General features: G+C 45.5%; 15 protein-coding genes. 9 read left to right on the top strand and 6 right to left on the bottom strand.

All coding sequences use genetic code 11. The annotated features are described in order from the left end of the window. The first annotated feature begins 9 nt into the window (after window positions 1–9). The 7 genes from QEP08_RS20210 to argH all read left to right on the top strand — a co-directional run bounded on the left by QEP08_RS20210 (window position 10) and on the right by argH (window position 7,740). Window positions 10–1,143: an aspartate aminotransferase family protein gene (locus QEP08_RS20210; RefSeq protein WP_285060535.1), complete on the top strand. Its 1,134-nt coding sequence runs from the start codon at window positions 10–12 to the stop codon at window positions 1,141–1,143. Continuing rightward, a complete protein-coding gene (locus QEP08_RS20205) occupies window positions 1,140–2,105 on the top strand; it encodes a Rossmann-fold NAD(P)-binding domain-containing protein (protein WP_285060532.1) in 966 nt (321 codons plus the stop codon). The genes QEP08_RS20210 and QEP08_RS20205 overlap by 4 nt, the downstream gene beginning before the upstream one ends. 113 nt (window positions 2,106–2,218) lie before the next feature. Further along, window positions 2,219–3,007, top strand: a complete 789-nt coding sequence (gene argB / locus QEP08_RS20200) for an acetylglutamate kinase (protein WP_285060531.1) — start codon at window positions 2,219–2,221, stop codon at window positions 3,005–3,007. 2 nt (window positions 3,008–3,009) lie between these two features. Then, complete coding sequence (proC, locus tag QEP08_RS20195) at window positions 3,010–3,828, top strand: pyrroline-5-carboxylate reductase (RefSeq protein ID WP_285060530.1); 819 nt, start codon at window positions 3,010–3,012, stop codon at window positions 3,826–3,828. Between the two features lie 4 nt (window positions 3,829–3,832). After that, on the top strand, window positions 3,833–4,897 hold the full coding sequence (locus QEP08_RS20190) for a M20 family metallo-hydrolase (RefSeq protein ID WP_285060529.1): 1,065 nt from the start codon (window positions 3,833–3,835) through the stop codon (window positions 4,895–4,897). Between the two features lie 66 nt (window positions 4,898–4,963). Continuing rightward, window positions 4,964–6,367 carry a hypothetical protein gene (locus QEP08_RS20185; protein ID WP_285060527.1) on the top strand — a complete coding sequence of 468 codons (1,404 nt, stop codon included), beginning with the start codon at window positions 4,964–4,966 and terminating at the stop codon, window positions 6,365–6,367. Between the two features lie 41 nt (window positions 6,368–6,408). After that, window positions 6,409–7,740 carry an argininosuccinate lyase gene (argH, locus tag QEP08_RS20180; protein ID WP_285060525.1) on the top strand — a complete coding sequence of 444 codons (1,332 nt, stop codon included), beginning with the start codon at window positions 6,409–6,411 and terminating at the stop codon, window positions 7,738–7,740. Here the strand turns inward: argH and QEP08_RS20175 are convergent, their stop codons facing one another. Beyond that, on the bottom strand, window positions 7,741–9,321 hold the full coding sequence (locus QEP08_RS20175; RefSeq protein WP_285060524.1) for a peptide chain release factor 3: 1,581 nt from the start codon (window positions 9,319–9,321) through the stop codon (window positions 7,741–7,743). 73 nt (window positions 9,322–9,394) lie between these two features. Continuing rightward, entirely contained in the window at window positions 9,395–10,690 is a 1,296-nt protein-coding gene (locus QEP08_RS20170) for a DUF6600 domain-containing protein (protein ID WP_285060523.1), read from the bottom strand. A gap of 295 nt (window positions 10,691–10,985) precedes the next feature. Here QEP08_RS20170 and QEP08_RS20165 point away from each other — a divergent pair, with 295 nt between their 5' ends. Continuing rightward, window positions 10,986–11,699 carry an SAM-dependent methyltransferase gene (locus tag QEP08_RS20165; RefSeq protein ID WP_285060522.1) on the top strand — a complete coding sequence of 238 codons (714 nt, stop codon included), beginning with the start codon at window positions 10,986–10,988 and terminating at the stop codon, window positions 11,697–11,699. Here QEP08_RS20165 and nadD read toward each other — a convergent pair. From nadD to QEP08_RS20150, 3 genes are read right to left on the bottom strand one after another with little or no spacing between them, the layout of a single operon-like run. Further along, window positions 11,696–12,268 carry a nicotinate (nicotinamide) nucleotide adenylyltransferase gene (gene nadD, locus QEP08_RS20160; protein WP_285060520.1) on the bottom strand — a complete coding sequence of 191 codons (573 nt, stop codon included), beginning with the start codon at window positions 12,266–12,268 and terminating at the stop codon, window positions 11,696–11,698. The genes QEP08_RS20165 and nadD overlap by 4 nt on opposite strands. 12 nt (window positions 12,269–12,280) lie before the next feature. Then, window positions 12,281–12,850 (bottom strand): guanylate kinase, encoded by a 570-nt coding sequence (gmk, locus tag QEP08_RS20155; protein WP_285060519.1) that lies wholly within the window; start codon window positions 12,848–12,850, stop codon window positions 12,281–12,283. A 29-nt stretch (window positions 12,851–12,879) separates the two neighbouring features. Next, window positions 12,880–13,743: a YicC/YloC family endoribonuclease gene (locus QEP08_RS20150; protein WP_285060723.1), complete on the bottom strand. Its 864-nt coding sequence runs from the start codon at window positions 13,741–13,743 to the stop codon at window positions 12,880–12,882. Window positions 13,744–13,855: 112 nt separating this feature from the next. Here QEP08_RS20150 and QEP08_RS20145 point away from each other — a divergent pair, with 112 nt between their 5' ends. Further along, entirely contained in the window at window positions 13,856–14,572 is a 717-nt protein-coding gene (locus tag QEP08_RS20145; protein ID WP_285060518.1) for a hypothetical protein, read from the top strand. Window positions 14,573–14,578: 6 nt separating this feature from the next. On the opposite strand, the gene rnc is transcribed toward QEP08_RS20145, so the two are convergent. After that, on the bottom strand, window positions 14,579–15,307 hold the full coding sequence (gene rnc, locus QEP08_RS20140; RefSeq protein ID WP_285060517.1) for a ribonuclease III: 729 nt from the start codon (window positions 15,305–15,307) through the stop codon (window positions 14,579–14,581). Window positions 15,308–15,309: the final 2 nt, after the last annotated feature.

Genomic DNA, 15,309 nt, shown 5'->3' with positions numbered 1-15,309 from the left:
AACTACGCCATGAACTTATTCGACGTATATCCGTTAAACGACATAGAAATCACCAAGGCATCCTTCAGTACTGTATGGGATGCCAATGGACAAGAATACCTGGACCTTTATGGCGGTCATGCCGTCATCTCGATCGGGCATACCCATCCGCATTATGTAACCCGTGTTACAGACCAGCTCCATAAAGTAGGCTTTTATTCCAATTCTGTTAAAATTCCGTTGCAGACTCAGCTGGCAGAAAAGCTGGGCAAGGTCTCCGGCAAGACAGATTACCAGCTGTTTTTGTGCAATTCAGGAGCCGAGGCCAATGAGAACGCGCTGAAACTTGCTTCCTTTTACAACAACAGGAAGAAAGTGATCGCCTTTAAGGGCGCCTTTCACGGCAGGACATCGCTGGCAGTAGCAGCTACGGACAATCCAAAGATCGTAGCGCCGGTAAATGAAACTGATAATGTTATTTTCCTTCCGCACAACGATGAAGCCGCATTGGCACAGGCCTTTGCCGCATATGGAAATGAGATCTCCGCAGTGATCATAGAGGGCATACAAGGCGTAGGCGGAATTAAAGAAGCATCAGGAAGCTTCCTGCAAAAGATCCGTTCACTCTGTGACGAGTACAATGCGGTCTATATCGCCGACAGTGTACAATGCGGTTACGGAAGAACGGGATTGTTTTATTCCCACGACTACGCAGGTGTGAATGCCGATGTGTATACCATGGCGAAAGGCATGGGCAACGGCTTTCCGGTTGCCGGAATTTCGATCGCACCTAAATTTAAACCGTGGCATGGTATGCTGGGTACTACCTTTGGCGGCAATCACCTGGCCTGCGCGGCAGCACTGGCAGTTCTCGAAATCATAGAACAGGACAACCTGATGAAAAACGCAGAAGTAGTCGGCAGCTACCTGATCGAAGAACTTAAGAAGATCGAAGCGGTAAAAGAAGTGCGTGGCAGAGGCCTGATGATCGGTATAGAACTGCCTGAAAACCTGGCTGATGTAAAGAAGAACCTGTTGTTTAAGCATAAGATCTTCACCGGAGAGGCCAAACCAAATGTAATCAGACTATTGCCTGCTTTAAACTTAACCAAAGGCCAGGCGGATCATTTCTTGAACGAATTTAAAATTGCTTTAAAAGGATGAATCAATTCACTTCAGTACACGATGTACAAGACATCCGCCAGCTCTTAAAAGATGCGCTGGCCCTAAAGGAAAATCCATATTCACAACAGCATTTGGGAAAGAACAAGACTTTGGGCCTTGTTTTTCTAAACCCAAGTCTGCGTACGCGCCTGAGTACACAGAAGGCAGCGCTTAACCTGGGCATGAATGTGATGGTGATGAACATGGACAAAGAAGGCTGGGCACTAGAAACTCAGGATGGAGTAGTGATGAATGGAGCTACAGTAGAGCACATTCGTGAAGCTGCAGCAGTGATGGGCCAGTATTGTGATATATTGGGACTCCGTTCTTTTCCTAAGCTGGTAAACCGGGATGAAGATTACAACGAAGATTTCTTTAATAAATTCATCAAATATTGCAATGTCCCGGTACTGAGTCTGGAAAGTGCAACACGTCATCCTTTGCAAAGCCTTGCGGACCTGGTGACCATCAAGGAAACATGGAAAGGTAAAGATAAACCCAAAGTCGTTTTGGCCTGGGCGCCCCACATCAAGGCTTTGCCGCAGGCAGTGCCCAACTCTTTTGCGGAGTGGATGTGTAAAGCACAGGAAGACGGTATGATTGACTTTACAATTGCACAGCCAAGAGGCTATGAGCTGAATGAGGATTTTACTCCGGGCGCGCACATTACCCATAGTTTGGATGATGCGCTTAAAGCCGCGGATTATATTTATGTGAAAAACTGGTCCAGCTATAAGGAATATGGAAAGGTCCTGACCTATCCGGAAGGCTGGATGCTGAACAATGAAAAATTGAAAGGCACAAATGATGCAAAAGTGATGCATTGCCTGCCGGTTCGCCGTGATCTGGAGCTGTCTTCAGAAATATTGGACGGGCCAAATTCGCTGGTGATCCATGAAGCGGGAAACCGGTTGTGGGCAGCGCAGGCGGTATTGAAGCAAATGTTGGAAGGGTTGATATAAAGCGATCGTCGTGCTGAATTTATTTCAGCATCCGGAAAGAGAAAGGTAGATTAGCATGGGCGGGGTGCTGAAATAAATTCAGCATGACGACCGACTAGAGAGCCAATAAACAAATGGAAAAACTCAACGTAATTAAAATAGGCGGAAATGTAATTGACAACTCCGAAAAGCTGCACCAGTTTTTACTGGATTTTACAGCATTACCCGGAAAGAAGATCCTGGTACATGGGGGTGGTAAGATCGCGACCGAACTGGGTGATTCATTGGGTGTGGAGGCAAAGATGGTGGAAGGCAGACGGATTACTGACATCGAAACATTAAGGATCGTGACGATGGTCTATGCCGGTCTGATCAATAAAAATATGGTGGCACAATTGCAGGCCAAAGGCAGCAATGCAATAGGTCTGACCGGTGCTGACGGCAACATCATCAAGGCGGTCAAACGTCCTGTAAAGGAGATTGATTATGGTTTTGTAGGTGACCTGGACGCTGCATCGGTATCATCAGAAACACTTCGCAACTTACTGGAAGCAGGTCTTGTACCGGTGCTTTGCGCCATTACCCACGACGGGGATTCACAGCTCCTGAATACCAATGCCGACACCATTGCTTCTGCAGTAGCTGTGGCAATGTCAGGTCTTTATGAGACTTCGCTGATCTACTGCTTTGAAAAAAGAGGGGTGATGAAGAATATTGATGACGACAGCTCCCTGGTGTCACAGATCAGGAGCGGTGAATTTGAAGGATTAAAACAGGAGGGCATTGTTTCAGGCGGGATGATCCCCAAGCTGCACAATGCCTTTGAGGCAATAAAAAATGGTGTGAGTGCGGTGTATATCGGCAAAGCAGACGAGCTCTCATACTTAGATCAACAGAATTTCGGAACACGATTAATCGGATAGCTATGAACCAGTTTAAAGGCAGTATTGCCATATTAGGAAGCGGAAACATTGGCATTTCACTAGCCAAAGGGCTTGTTAAAGCAAGCTATGCAGAACCCGGACAGATCAGTCTGACCAGGCGGAACATTGCAAACCTAAGCATGCTGGCCGACCGGGGTTTCATCACCAGCACAGACAACGCGTCGGTTGCTGCAAGTGCAGACCTGATTGTTTTGGCGGTATTGCCGCAGCAGCTGAACCAATTGCTGGACCAGATTAAACCGGTTGTGAATGCGGAGAAACAGGTCTTTATTTCTGTGGCTTCGGGAGTAAGCTGCGCAGACATCAGGAGCAAACTCGGAGAGCAGGTACAGGTAATCAGGGCGATGCCAAATACGGCTATTGCCATTGGCCAGTCCATGACCTGCGTAGCAACCGATAATGCTTCCAAAGAAAATGTAGACGAAGTGATCCGGATGTTTGAAACTGTAGGTTCGGCATCAAAGATCAACGAAGACCTGATGACATCGGCTACTGCCTTGTGCGCATGTGGCATCGCCTTCTTTTTAAGGGCGATCAGAGCGGCCTCACAGGGCGGGGTAGAGATCGGTTTTCATGCCGATGAAGCATTAAAGATGGCTGTGCAGACTGCCAAAGGCGCAGCAGATCTTTTATTACAGATGCAATCACATCCTGAACAGGAAATAGATAAAGTAACTTCACCTAAGGGTTGTACCATTGCCGGACTCAACGAGATGGAACATAATGGATTCAGCTCGTCACTAATTAAAGGCATCAAGCTGTCGGCGGTTAAGGCCGGGGCTTTATATACAAAAGAATAACCACATGATAGAACAACTGCAAAAAGATAGCCTGGATTTGTTGAAGCAATTGATCAGTATCCAGTCATTCAGTAAGGAAGAGGACAAGACTGCTGATGCAATTGAACAGTTTTTGCAGCAACGTGATATAAAAACTTTTAGAAAGCTTAATAATATCTGGGCTTACAACAAACATTTTGACCCCTCAAAGCCAACACTGCTGCTGAATTCACATCACGATACAGTGAAGCCTAATTCGGGCTATACGCGCGATCCCTACGATGCAGCAGTAGAAGATGGTAGATTATATGGTCTTGGCAGTAATGATGCCGGAGGATGCCTGGTGTCGCTGATAGCGACCTTCCTATACTTCTATGGTCAGGAAAAATTAACTTACAACGTCTGCCTGGCTGCCACGGCGGAAGAGGAGATTTCCGGGAATAACGGGCTGGAGCTTGTACTGCCGGACCTTGGCGAACTGGAGTTTGCCATTGTAGGTGAGCCTACGCAGATGAACCTGGCCATTGCAGAGCGGGGCCTCCTGGTGCTGGATTGTACGGCTACCGGAAAGGCAGGTCATGCTGCGCGTGAAGAAGGCGACAATGCGATATATAAGGCCTTGAAAGACATAGAGTGGTTCCGCAATTACCGCTTTTCTAAAATTTCGGAAGTATTCGGACCATTGAAGATGACGGTGACGATTATCAATGCGGGATCACAGCACAATGTGGTTCCGGCAACCTGTACGTTTACGGTTGATGTGAGGGTTACTGATGCTTATACCAATGAAGAGGTTTTGAAGATTATCCGTACCAATGTGGACTGCGATGTGAAGCCCCGGTCTATCCGGCTGAAACCTTCGTCAATTGATAAGGAACATCCTCTGGTGCAAGCAGGTATTGCTTTGGGCAGGTCTACTTACGGCTCGCCAACCACATCAGACCAGGCACTGCTGAGCATCCCTTCAGTAAAGGTAGGGCCCGGTGATTCAGCCAGGTCGCATATGGCTGATGAATTTGTTTATGTGGATGAGATCGCCGAGGGGATTGAACTATATATCAAGATGCTGGAACCAGTGATCAAAGGGTAGTGGTGCCGGGACGTGAAAATTTGCAAAAGAAATGCTCATTTTTAACGTTAGTATCTAAATCATTGTATGAAACCTCAGATCAAATTTTTTACAATTCTTTGCAGCGGAATGCTGGCGGTAATTGCACTTAACGCCGCGAAACCTTTGTATCATCATACAGAGATCGCAGTTCCTCGGAATCAATCAATAACTCCACACAGTGAACCCGTGACACCCCGGAAAGCGACCGATTTTTTAAACAGCATAGGTGTCAATTCTGCGGTTTCAACCCGCGGAGAGTCATTGAAAAAAACAATTGAGATCGCTAAATATTTAGGTATCCGCTGGATTCGTTCCGGGTATGAAGGAAATGTGCCTGTTGCTGACCTGATTGAAGTATATAAGCAGGCTGGTGTACGCTTTAGCTATGGGTTATTGAGTGGTGGAACGGACATAAACCATTTGCTGGAAGGAGGGCGTCAACTGGCTGAAGCGGGTGCGCTGCTGGCTTTTGAGGGACTGAATGAACCCAACAACTGGGACATTACTTACAACGGCGAAAAAGGTGGGAAGGAGCAGTCCTGGGTGGCCGTGGCTAAAGTGCAACGAGACTTATATGTCGCTGTTAAGAAGGATACGGTATTAAGGAAATACCCGGTATGGAGTCTGAGTGAAAACGGGGCACAGACTGACAACACTGGTCTGCAGTTTCTGGAAATACCTAAGGGTGCAGGCGCGGCGATGCCCGACGGCACCAAATATGCAGACTATGCCAACTGCCACAATTATTTTATGCATCCCTCACACCCCGGCCTATATGACAACCAAACCTGGAATGCCGCAGATCCTGGTTTGCTTTGTAAAGTGGATGGTCTTTATGGAAATTACGGAAGTACCTGGAGAGCTAAGTTTAAAGGATACGAAGGAGATGCACTGCAAGACCTGCCAAGAGTAACTACTGAGACCGGAGCGACAATAAACGGGGACCTTACTGAAGAAAAGCAGGCCCGTATGTTTTTGAACCTCTATCTGGCGCAGTTTGCCAGAGGCTGGAGCTATACGGCGCTTTACCTGCTGCGGGACAGGTCTGATGAGGCGGGAAACCAGGCTTTTGGTTTCTATAAACCTGACTATACACCGAGAAAATCGGCACTCTACATGCATAACCTGACCAGTATTTTGGCTGAACCGGCGGCTACCGGGACAGAAAATGTAGCTGAGGTTTCAAAACCGGGCAAATTGAATTATTCGATAGCTAAGCTCCCGGAAACCACGCATCACCTGCTGCTGCAAAAGGGAAATGGTAAATTCGCTCTTATTGTGTGGGCTGAAAAGGTGAGGAGGGTGGATGAGGTCAAGATCACTTTTGAGAACGCGGTCTCCGGAAAGGTGTATGATCCGACACTGGGTGCGCTACCGGTCAGTTCGGTAGAAAACTCGAACGCGGTGACACTCACCCTGAGCGATCATCCGATGATCATAGAGATTTAACATCGCTCTGGTACTCTAAGTAATTATTGTATTTTTGCAACATGAAGATCTGGCAAAAAAACGTAAACGTAAATAAAGATATTGAAACCTTTACTGTTGGTAAAGACAGGGAACTGGACCTGCAGATGGCAGCTTTTGATGTGCTGGGGTCATTGGCCCATGTCGAAATGCTGGAAAGCATTGGCCTGCTGGAGTCTGCTGAGCTGGCTGCAGTTCAAAAGGAACTTAAGAACATTTATGCGGAAATAGAGGCCGGGGATTTTGTAATAGAGGATACCGTGGAGGATGTACACTCTCAGGTGGAGTGGCTGCTGACCCAGCGTATTGGTGATGCCGGAAAGAAAATCCATAGCGGACGCTCGCGCAATGACCAGGTGCTGGTTGATTTGAAACTGTTTTTCAGGAGTTGTATCGAGGAAATGGTGGGCAATACTTCTGTGCTGTTTGAACAGCTGATTTCCCTAAGCAATATTCATAAAGATAAATTGCTGCCTGGATACACACACTTGCAGATCGCCATGCCCTCTTCTTTTGGATTATGGTTCGGGGCCTATGCAGAAAGCCTTGTTGATGATATGGAACTGATGCTAGCTGCATGGAAGGTTTGCAACAAGAATCCGCTCGGTTCTGCTGCTGGCTATGGTTCTTCTTTTCCTTTAAATCGCACCATGACCACCGAGCTGCTTGGTTTTGAAAGGCTGAATTATAATGTGGTCTATGCTCAAATGGGCAGAGGCAAAACAGAACGCATACTTGGGCAGGCCATGTCATCTGTAGCGGCTACCCTGGCCAAGATGGCGATGGATGTGTGCCTATTCATCAACCAGAATTTTGGCTTTATCAGTTTCCCTGATGAGCTGACGACCGGCTCCAGCATTATGCCGCACAAGAAGAATCCTGATGTGTTTGAACTGATCCGCTCGCGCTGCAACAAGATTCAGGCATTGCCAAATGAGATCGCCATGATGATCACCAATCTGCCGTCGGGCTATCACCGTGACCTGCAATTGCTTAAGGAAAACCTTTTCCCTGCCATTACTTCACTGAACGAGTGTCTGGAGATGACGACCTTTATGCTGCAGAATATCACCGTGAAGGATGGTATTCTGAACGATAAAAAATATGCCTATTTATTTAGTGTTGAGGTAGTAAATGATCTTGCGTTAAAAGGAATACCTTTTAGAGAGGCTTATAAGGTCGTTGGCGAAAGCATTGATAATGGTACTTTTGAGCCAGGCATCGCCGTGCACCATACCCACGAAGGCAGTATCGGCAACCTTTGTAATGCGGAGATCGAAGGGATGATGACAGAGGTGCTTTCCCAGTTTAAGTTTCAAAAAACGCATACGGCCATACAGAAGCTGTTGGCTTAGCTACTTAAATTCGGATGTTTTGTGGAATTCGATATCGGGGTAATCCCGCATAGTCATATTGATCATGAACTCGTTATCTGCTAAATAAACGGGATTGCCATCCTTATCTTCACCAATGTGCTGTTGTTTTCTTTTGAGGAACTCTGCCAGCTTGGTTTTGTCTTTGGACGTTACCCAGTTTGAACGGGTATAGCTCAGCATCCTGAATGCTGCCTTTGCTCCATACTCATGCTCTAACCGGAAGGTAATTACTTCAAATTGAAGTTCTCCTACTGCGCCGACCACTTTCCTGTTGCCGGGCTGCATCACAAATAACTGCGCCACTCCTTCTTCGGTAAGTTGTTGTATGCCCTTTTCCAGTTGTTTCGTCTTTAATGGGTCTCTGTTCTCCAGCTCTTTAAATATTTCCGGAGAGAAGCTCGGAATGCCTTTAAACTGGAGTTTCTCGCCTTCAGTCAGTGTATCACCGATCTTAAAGTTCCCACTGTCGTACAAACCGACAACATCTCCTGGCCAGGCCTCTTCTACGATGCTCTTTTCATTGGCCATAAAGTCCATCGGATTGGAAAACTTCAGTTTCTTGTCCTGACGGGTATGGTAGTAAAATTTATTGCGTTCAAACTTACCTGAGCAGATCCTTAAAAAGGCAATTCTGTCGCGGTGCTTAGGGTCGAGGTTGGCATGGATCTTAAACACGAAGCCGGAAAAGTTCTTTTCTTCTGCGGCAACCTCACGTTGCTCTGCTTCACGCCCTTTCGGGCTTGGAGCAATGTTAATAAAGGTGTCGAGGAGTTCTTTGATCCCGAAATTGTTGATGGCACTGCCAAAGAATACAGGGGCAAGTAAACCTTCTCTGTACATGTTCTTATCCAGATCACCATATACGCCATGCACCAGTTCCAGATCGCCTTTCAGACCCTCCAGCTCCTTTGATTTCAGGAAGCTGGTCAGATTGGCGTCGTTCAGGTCGCTTACTTCAATGACCGGTTCACTGATCTTGGATTTGTCCGGTTCAAAGAGGTTCAGGTGTTTGTTATAAATACTATATACGCCTTTGAAGGTATGTCCCTGACCGATGGGCCAGGATAGCGGGCAAAGGCTGATGTTCAGTTTATTTTCTATTTCATCGAGCAGGTCAAATGCATCTTTACCTTCGCGGTCCATTTTGTTGATAAAAATGATTACCGGGGTATTTCGCATCCGGCATACCGACATGAGCTTTTCTGTCTGTTCCTCTACGCCTTTTACACAGTCTACGACCAGGATTACGCTGTCGACCGCAGAAAGGGTACGATAGGTGTCTTCAGCAAAGTCTTTATGGCCCGGAGTGTCAAGGATGTTGATGCGTTTGCCGCTGTATTCGAAACCCATTACCGAAGTCGCGACAGAGATTCCCCGTTGTTTCTCAATCTCCATAAAATCTGAAGTATTGCTTTGGTTGGCCTTGTTGCGCTTTACAGCTCCGGCTGTATTGATGGCGCCCCCAAAGAGCAGGAATTTTTCTGTTAATGTGGTTTTACCGGCATCGGGGTGACTGATAATGGCAAATGTTTTTCTTTTTTCTATTTCAGGGTGCATCATAAAGGCTGCAAATATAATGAAAAAACCGGCCTAATTATTAGACCGGTTTTTTGTATGGTGTTGAAGGTGGATTTTAACCCCTGCCGCCTCTGGATGATCTTCCCGAGCTTTCTCTTCCGCCGCCTTGTGTGCCACGGTTATTAGCGCCACCTGATCTTGGTTGCTCAACCCTTTGGGGAGGCGCTTGCTGAACTCTCTCCTGGCGTTGCGGAGGTGCCGCCTGGCGTTGCACAGGTTGAGGTCGCTCTACTCTTTGAGGTTGCTCCACCCTTGCTGGCTGCTCTGTCCTTGAAGGGCGTCCTGTTCTTTCCGGAGCAGTTGCCCGTTCAGGAGCCGCTGTTCTTTCCGGTCTGTCGGCAAATGACCGGTTCTCATCACGGTTATTGTTTTGCTGCTGGATTTCCCTGCTGCGGTCCCTGCCAGCCCTTTCACTGCTCGAACGGTCCGGTCTGTAGCTTTCTGTTCTTGTGCCTTCATTTCCCCGAATGCCGGTGTCATTATCTCTTCCAGTTACATTTCTCTGATTTTCACGGGACGGAAGGTTATAGCTTCCTCTGCCGCCAGTGCTGCTGCGGTCAGGTCTTGCGGTTGCGTATCCTTCGCCTTTAATCGCGGTCCTTGGTGCTGCATTGGCATTGGATGAGCCTCTGGTTGGACGCGGGCTATAAATTTCCACCCTGCTTCCGCTGATGCCGGTTCTGCCAGGTCTGCTGGTTCTGTTTACACTATACACATTTACATCACGGCCGGTGTAGCGTCTGATCTCGTCCGCTCTTGGCCCGGTATAATAGGCATTTCGGTTCCTGACATAAGTGTTATTGATGATCGTGGTGTTGTTGATGATCGTGATGTTCCTTCTCGAGTAATAGCGTGGGAAACTATCATAATAGATGTTTCTTTGTGGAACAAATACCCACCACAGTGAGGGAATGTTAATGTTGACATTGATGTGCATGCCCGGCCCCATGGGCGCCCAGCCATAATATCCGCCACCGCTTCTCCAGCTTACCCAGGCTGGTCCCCATACAGTATCCGGCAGCCAGATCCATTGGTTGTAACGGTTATAGACCCACCTTCCGTAGTGGAAAGGAGCCCATCCCCAATCGTAATTGGATACCCAGGTATTTCCGTATTCAGTCATCACCCAGCGGCCATTGGTATAATATGGTCTGAATTCGCCCTGATCGACATCAGGTCTCCATACGTAGCCGTATTCCGGATCCTGTATCCAGGTTCCGTAAGGAGACAACTCGTCATAAAAGGACTGAAGGGAGATGTCTTCGTCTTGCGCCATCACCCGCTGTGTGGTTCCGGTTAAGAGGAGCAGGAGCCCCAGTACAATAGCCGGTAATTTGATTAATTTTTTCATTTGTGTGTGTTTTAAATTTACCTAACAATCTTTGTATATCAATTTGAGTTCCAATTCCACTCAAAAGTTTAATCTGTTTTTAAAATATTACATTAACATTATCTCTTTCCGCATAATTTAATTAGCCTAAGTGTATGTGTTACACATATATTATTTTATAGGGCTAATTGCCTTGCAGGACGATTAGCTAACCTTTTGGCTAATGATGCGATAAAGCGTAAGATTCCATAATTATTTATAAATGAAAAGCCGATCTCCAGAAATAAATTTCTTCTTTTGTAAATAAATCAAAAATATGCAAACAGGTACTCTATTTCTCATCCCCGTTCCTCTGACTGAAAATGCAGCCAATAAATCTTTTACTGCTTATTTGGGCAATACGGTAAACGCGATCGGTACATATATAGTAGAGAACGAAAAAACAGCGAGAAAATTTTTGAAAGAAGCCGGAATAAGAATTCCTCAGTCTGAACTTGTTATCCGGGACTTCGGTAAGCACAAACGCGGTAATTCCCTGGTGCCCTTTTTTAAAGAACTGATGACAGGCAAGGATGTGGGCTTAATGAGTGAAGCCGGCTGTCCGGGCGTAGCTGATCCAGGGGCCGAAATTGTTGCTGAGGCCCATAAAAGGGGCATCAAGGTAGTTCCTCTGGTAGGTCCAAGTTCTATTTTACTGGCGTTAATGGCTTCGGGATTTAATGGACAAAGTTTTGTTTTTCACGGGTATCTTCCTATCGATAAAGCAGAACGCAGCAAAAAGATCAGGGAACTGGAGCAGGCGGCTCTAAAGAACAGACAAACACAGCTATTTATAGAAACGCCTTTCAGGAATAATCATTTGTTTGAGGATATTTTAAAGAATACCCAGCTTCACACTTTATTGTGTGTAGCCTGCAATATTACCGGAGAGGATGAATACATCAGAACAATGAGCATCGGACAATGGCGGAAAGAAAGAATTGACCTGCACAAGAAACCAACGATATTCTTACTATACAGAGAGGCTTAACGGTACATGTTTTTGCTTTCTATAAAGTCAAGAACCTTGTCCGGAACAAAATACCGGACATTTTTTCCCTCCTTGATGGCCTTTCTGATAAAGGTAGCTGAAATGTCCATTTGAGGGGTTTCTGTGATGGTTATGGAAGGCTCCGCCTCCCACTCGCTTACATCAGCACCCGGACGCGGATAAACATAGATCTCATAATTTTTCAGGAGCACCTCGTAATTCTTCCATTTTTTGAAGGAAGAGAGATTGTCTGCGCCCATAATCAGCACAAATTCCTTTTCCGGGTATTTCTCCTTTAAATAAGCAAGTGTATCAACCGTGTATGATGGCTGGGGCAATCCAAATTCTATATCACTGACCTTAATGTGATCTGTATCTTCTGTTGCAAGTTTAGCCATTTCAAGGCGATCATACATATTAGAAAGGTTTGTTCTGTTCTTTAGCGGATTTTGTGGCGATACGACCAGCCAAACATCTTTTAAACCAGTGAAACCGGCCATGTAATTGGCAATGACCAGGTGTCCGGTATGTATGGGATTAAATGATCCGAAAAATAATCCTGTTTTCATAGTGTCAGGTCGCTATTTACCTATAAATTCTCCTACCAGCTTTTCTGCCTCAGCACAGGCTGTATGGAGGTCAAAATTTTTGAGGATCACATCAAACTTATCCGCATAATTGAGTTCTTTTTCTGCTTTTATAAAGCGTTCCCGTAGCTTTTCCGCGCTGTCTGTTCCCCGGCCACTGAGTCTTTCTTTCAGCACTTCCAGCGATGGGGGTTGAACAAATATGGCCAGTGCGTCCTCTTCATATTTACGTTTAAGGCGTAACCCGCCTTCCACATCAATGTCGAAGATCACATGTTTCCCGGCATTCCAGATGCGTTCTATTTCTGATCTCAGCGTGCCGTAAAAGGTGCCGTTATAAACTTCTTCAAATTCAACAAACTCCTGTCGCGCCACACGGTGAAGGAAATCTTCTTTTGAAATGAAATAATAGTCCTTTTCATGTTGTTCGTCACCGCGTGCCTCACGTGTTGTCGCTGAGATAGAGAAGCTGAGTGCAGGAAATTTTGTGAGCAGGTGCTTTACGATGGTGGTTTTACCCGCCCCGGAAGGTGCTGAAAATATAATGAGTTTGCCTTGTTTCATTTGTACGATATTGTCTTGTGTCCCCGGGGCTACAAAACATTTAATAATTGTTCCTTGATCTTTTCCAATTCCTCTTTCATTCCTACCACCAATTGCTGGATCTGTGCATCATTTGCTTTTGCACCCATAGTATTGATCTCCCTGCCTATTTCCTGCGAGATAAAGCCTAGCTTTTTGCCGTTCGCATCCTTGCTTTTCAGTGTTTCGGTAAAATAGTCACAGTGACTTTTCAGGCGTATCTTTTCCTCAGTAATGTCCAGTTTGTCAATATAATAGATCAGCTCCTGCTCCAGTCTGTTCTGGTCTACATTCACCTTTCCTATATTTTCTTCCAGAAACTGATTCAGTCTGGTTCTGATCTGCGGAATCCTGAGGGGTTCCAGAACTTCAACTTCCGTGAAGAACTGAAGAATATTTTTAATCCTCAACTCTAGGTCTGTTTTTAATACAGCGCCTTCTGAAAGCCGGAATTCATTGAAATTCTTTAAAGCTTTAGCAAATGTGGCATTTAAGATCTCCCAATCTTCCTCGTTTACTTCTTCATCAGAGTAGCTGATCACTTCGGGAAAATTGAGCGCGGCTTGTAAAAGATTACTGGAGTTTGCGCCCAGGTCGAGGTTGATCTCTTCCAGTTGTTTGTAATATTTGCTCAGCAGTGCAGCGTTGATCGTCGCTCCCTTCAGGTTCTCTTCACCACGCTCAACATTGATAGATACGCTTACTTTGCCACGCTCTATTTCTTTGCTGCAGACATTTCGCAGAAACAGTTCTTTGTCAGAGAAAGCCCTTGGCAATTTTAAGTTCAGCTCCAGGAACTTGCTGTTTAAAGATTTTAGCTCTACTGCAAATTTAATGTTGTTATGATCAGTAGACGCCAGGCCGTAGCCTGTCATTGATTTTATCATGTGCAAAGATATAATTTATTGCATTGTCCGGCCTATTTAACTTTTTTTAACTTAGATGATTGGCAAACAATGGTTAAGTTTACAAAATATTTTACTGCCAATGAAACCCTATTGTCTAAATATCATCGCATGTATGATCCTTTTTCTGGGATCAGCAGTGACTGGTTTTGCCCAGCAAGGGTTTATACTGCGTGGTGTGATCAAGGATAAAGAAAGTAATAATCGTATTGTGGAAGCTCAGATTGTGAATCAAAGGACAGGACTTTCGGTATCCAGCAGCAACCTGGGCCTTTTTCAGATCAGCGCAACACTTGGAGATACCCTACTGGTGATGAAAGGCGGATTTTCCGATTTCACAGCCGCAGTCAACACTTCAAAAGAAGACATGATCATTTTAATGGACCGTGACCGTACGCTTAAACAGGTTGACATCTTCGGACAATCCAAGAAAAGTGAGCTGAACGACATCAAACGGGACTTTAAGAATAAAGGTTCATTTCATCAGGGAAAACCACCATTTCTTTCCTTCCTGTTTACCCCATTAACCGCAGTATATGAGCTGTTTGGGCGGACACCAAAAAACGCCCGCAGGTTTGGCCGTTATTATGAAACCGAGATGGAGCAAACGCTGATAGACGGCCTGTTCAATGAATCGCTGATTCAAAGCAATACTAACCTGAAAGGTGCAGAGCTGGAAAAATTTATGCTGGATTACCGGCCTGAGTATGAAAAGGCTAAGAACTGGACGCAATACGATGCCATTAAGTACATCAAGGATTCCAATAAGAAGTACACAGATACATTGGGTAAGAAGTAATCCTTATCAGATAGAAAGAATTTCACAGGCTTTTTCGGCAGCCAGTTTTTCCGCATTTTTCTTGTTGTAGTCTCTGCCTATGCCGCAGCTTTCTCCGTCTACAAGCGCCTGTATGGTAAATAGTTTAGTGCTTTCACCTTCTCCGTTCACCATCAAATCAAAAGAAATGTCCTTACCATGGCGCTGGCACCATTCGATCAGTTTACTTTTAAAATTGGTCTCGGTCAGTTCCAGGGTATGGATGTCGATGTAAGGTTTAACGATCCTTTTCAGCAGGAAGTCTTTGGTAAAGTTGTAACCCTTATCAAGATATATCGCCCCGATTAATGCTTCAAAAGCATCACCAAGCATAGAATGGTGCTTGGTCTGAACATTTACTGTTTTCTGATCAAAGACGATGAGCTGATCAAAGCCCATTTTTCTGGCGAGCTGATTCAGATTGGCTCTGTTAACGATCTTTGACCGCATTTCAGTAAGAAAGCCTTCTTCCTTGTAAGGATAGCTTTTAAACAGAAGTTCTGCGATTACTGAGCCAAGAATGGCATCTCCAAGAAACTCCAGACGCTCATTGCTGCTGCGGCTTCCGTTTTTCAGGATCTTTGCTACTGATCTGTGCCTGAACGCCATCTTGTACAACACAGTATTCCCAGGTACAAAACCTAAAATATTGTTCAACTTTTTAATGAAATCCTTATCGGATGAAAGATAAAGTTTGTATAGGTCAAATAATGGCATTC

Source organism: Pedobacter ginsengisoli (assembly GCF_030244015.1).
Lineage (GTDB): Bacteria > Bacteroidota > Bacteroidia > Sphingobacteriales > Sphingobacteriaceae > Pedobacter > Pedobacter ginsengisoli.
The sequence above is the reverse complement of the archived record's forward strand: the minus strand, read 5'-3'. Positions and strand labels throughout refer to the sequence as shown.

Coding starts and splice junctions, on each gene's coding strand:
- QEP08_RS20210 (WP_285060535.1), top strand. CDS start 10: ATGAACTTATTCGACGTATATCCGTTAAACGACATAGAAATCACCAAG.
- QEP08_RS20205 (WP_285060532.1), top strand. CDS start 1,140: ATGAATCAATTCACTTCAGTACACGATGTACAAGACATCCGCCAGCTC.
- argB (WP_285060531.1), top strand. CDS start 2,219: ATGGAAAAACTCAACGTAATTAAAATAGGCGGAAATGTAATTGACAAC.
- proC (WP_285060530.1), top strand. CDS start 3,010: ATGAACCAGTTTAAAGGCAGTATTGCCATATTAGGAAGCGGAAACATT.
- QEP08_RS20190 (WP_285060529.1), top strand. CDS start 3,833: ATGATAGAACAACTGCAAAAAGATAGCCTGGATTTGTTGAAGCAATTG.
- QEP08_RS20185 (WP_285060527.1), top strand. CDS start 4,964: ATGAAACCTCAGATCAAATTTTTTACAATTCTTTGCAGCGGAATGCTG.
- argH (WP_285060525.1), top strand. CDS start 6,409: ATGAAGATCTGGCAAAAAAACGTAAACGTAAATAAAGATATTGAAACC.
- QEP08_RS20175 (WP_285060524.1), bottom strand. CDS start 9,321: ATGATGCACCCTGAAATAGAAAAAAGAAAAACATTTGCCATTATCAGT.
- QEP08_RS20170 (WP_285060523.1), bottom strand. CDS start 10,690: ATGAAAAAATTAATCAAATTACCGGCTATTGTACTGGGGCTCCTGCTC.
- QEP08_RS20165 (WP_285060522.1), top strand. CDS start 10,986: ATGCAAACAGGTACTCTATTTCTCATCCCCGTTCCTCTGACTGAAAAT.
- nadD (WP_285060520.1), bottom strand. CDS start 12,268: ATGAAAACAGGATTATTTTTCGGATCATTTAATCCCATACATACCGGA.
- gmk (WP_285060519.1), bottom strand. CDS start 12,850: ATGAAACAAGGCAAACTCATTATATTTTCAGCACCTTCCGGGGCGGGT.
- QEP08_RS20150 (WP_285060723.1), bottom strand. CDS start 13,743: ATGACAGGCTACGGCCTGGCGTCTACTGATCATAACAACATTAAATTT.
- QEP08_RS20145 (WP_285060518.1), top strand. CDS start 13,856: ATGAAACCCTATTGTCTAAATATCATCGCATGTATGATCCTTTTTCTG.
- rnc (WP_285060517.1), bottom strand. CDS start 15,307: ATGCCATTATTTGACCTATACAAACTTTATCTTTCATCCGATAAGGAT.